The 2,231-nt window shown below is 71.2% G+C and carries 3 protein-coding genes; 2 read left to right on the plus strand and 1 reads right to left on the minus strand.

Translation table 11 applies throughout. The features are described 5' to 3' along the window. Positions 1 to 435, minus strand: a 435-nt coding sequence (locus tag TVH25_RS21210; RefSeq protein WP_422425404.1) for a sulfurtransferase, incomplete at its 3' end; no start/stop codon positions are given. A gap of 122 nt (positions 436 to 557) precedes the next feature. Here TVH25_RS21210 and TVH25_RS21215 point away from each other — a divergent pair. Next, positions 558 to 1,745, plus strand: a complete 1,188-nt coding sequence (locus TVH25_RS21215) for a benzoate/H(+) symporter BenE family transporter (protein WP_422425405.1) — start codon at positions 558 to 560, stop codon at positions 1,743 to 1,745. After that, positions 1,705 to 2,175 carry an acyl-CoA thioesterase gene (locus tag TVH25_RS21220; RefSeq protein ID WP_296551499.1) on the plus strand — a complete coding sequence of 157 codons (471 nt, stop codon included), beginning with the start codon at positions 1,705 to 1,707 and terminating at the stop codon, positions 2,173 to 2,175. Before TVH25_RS21215 ends, TVH25_RS21220 begins: the two co-directional genes overlap by 41 nt. Positions 2,176 to 2,231 lie beyond the last annotated feature (56 nt).

A 2,231-nucleotide genomic window follows, 5' to 3' on the forward strand; every position in this document is an offset into this window, starting at 1 on the left:
GGGGGGGGGGCGCCCCCGGCCCCCCGCGCCCCCCGGGGGCCCCCCCGCGGCCCACGCCGACAACCCACCGTCGAGCAGACGGACGTCCGTGAGCCCCGCCCAGCGAAGCAACCACCACGCGCGAGCGGCCGCGAGTCCTCCGGACGCGTCGTAGGCGACCACCGGATCACCGTCGGAGATGCCCCAGCGTCGTGCCGCGTCCTGCAGGCGACCGATATCGGGGAGCGGATGGCGGCCGCGTTCCAGGGAGGGCGGATCCGCCAGCTCCGAATCGAGGTCGACGTAGACCGCTCCGGGGATGTGCCCCCGGTGGTACCGGTCGATGCCGTGGGAGTCCCCGAGTGCCCACCTCACATCGAGCAGCACCGGAGGCTTCCCGATGTCGATCAGGTGCGCCAGGTCGGACGCCGAGATGAGCACGTTGGTGTCGGGCATGTCTCGATCCTGGCACGGAACACGAGCGCTCCGCATCACCCACGCGCGATCCGGCAGAATGCCGCTCCGTGACCGAATCCCCGCCGAACGCCGCAGCGACGCCGACCGGCGCCACGTCACCGATATCGCGGCCCGTCACAGCGGGAATCGTGACCGCCCTCGTCGGTTTCACCAGTTCGTTCGCCGTCGTGCTCACCGGCCTGCGCGCGGTCGGCGCCTCCCCCGCAGAGGCCGCCTCGGGCCTGGCCGCACTGTGCCTGACCCAGGGTGTCGGCATCCTCTGGCTGTCGCGCCGGTATCGCACTCCGATCACGCTGGCGTGGTCGACGCCCGGCGCGGCACTGCTCGCGGGTACCGGTGTCGTGGTGGGAGGCTGGCCCGCGGCGGTGGGCGCGTTCGTCGTCGTCGGCGTGGCGGTCGTGCTGACCGGACTCTGGCCGACGCTCGGACGACTGATCTCGTCCATTCCCACGTCCCTCGCGCAGGCGATGCTCGCGGGCATCCTCGTCCCGCTGTGCCTGGCGCCGGTCACCGCACTGGCCGACTCCCCCGCGGTCATCGCACCGGTAGCGCTGGTCTGGCTGATCCTGCAACGCGTGCGGCCCCGATGGGCGGTGCCGGGCGCGTTCGCAGCGGCGACGGTGGTGATCGTCGTGCACCTCGTCCGTACCGGGACCGCCGTCGCGCCCACCGACCTCGCTCCCCGTCTCGAATTCACGGCACCGGCCTGGACGTGGCAGGCACTGCTGGGAATCGCGCTGCCGCTCTACATCGTGACGATGGCCTCGCAGAACATTCCCGGCACCGCGGTGCTGAACTCGTTCGGGTACCGGACGCCGTGGCGCGCGGTGATGACGGTGACCGGCCTCGGCACGGTGATCGGTGCTCCCGCGGGTGGCCATGCCGTCAACCTGGCAGCCATCAGTGCCGCACTCGCCGCCGCACCCGACGCGGATCCCGACCCGCAGCGCCGCTGGGTGGCCGCGTGGTCCGCGGGCTGGTCGTACCTGGTGCTCGCCCTGTGCTCGGCCGGCCTTGCCGCTCTGGTGGCGCTCGCACCCGCAGGAGTCGTCGAAACCGTGGCGGGGCTGGCGCTGCTGGCCACCCTCGGCGGCGCACTATCCGCCGCCCTCCGAGACCTGCACGATCGCGAGGCCGCGGTCGTCACGTTCCTGGTCGCGGCATCCGGATTGTCGATATTCGGCGTCGGTTCTGCATTCTGGGCGCTGTTGATCGGACTTGCCGTCCGGGGAGCACTATCGTCGAGGAGTGAGCAACAGTCAGCCGACGAGACCCGCCGCACAACCTGATCCGGAGCACTTCCCGGTGCTCTGGCCCATGCAGACACGGTGGGCCGACAACGACCACTACGGCCACGTCAACAACGTCACCTACTACTCGTACTTCGACTCCGCGGTGAACGGCTGGCTCATGGCCACGACCGGGGTCGACATCCGGGAACTCGACGCGATCGGTGTGGTTGCGGAGACCTCGTGCCGCTACCTCGCCGAGCTGTCGTTCCCCGACCGGCTCCAGGTCGGTCTCGCGGTGGAGCGCCTCGGTACGCAGTCGGTCACCTATTCGCTCGCCATCTTCCGCGAGTCGGAAGGCTCGTTGCAGCCCGCCGCGACCGGCCGTTTCGTGCACGTGTACATCGACATGCAGACGCGGCGGCCGGTGCCGATTCCCGAACAGATCCGCAAAGCGGTCATGCAACTGGTCACCTCGACCGCCACGTAGGGTCACCGGCGCGGGGGGCCCCCCCCCCCCCCACGCGCGGCCCCCCCCCCCCCCCC

The organism is Rhodococcus sp. 7Tela_A2 (genome assembly GCF_049311045.1).
In the GTDB taxonomy this organism is placed as follows: domain Bacteria; phylum Actinomycetota; class Actinomycetes; order Mycobacteriales; family Mycobacteriaceae; genus Rhodococcus.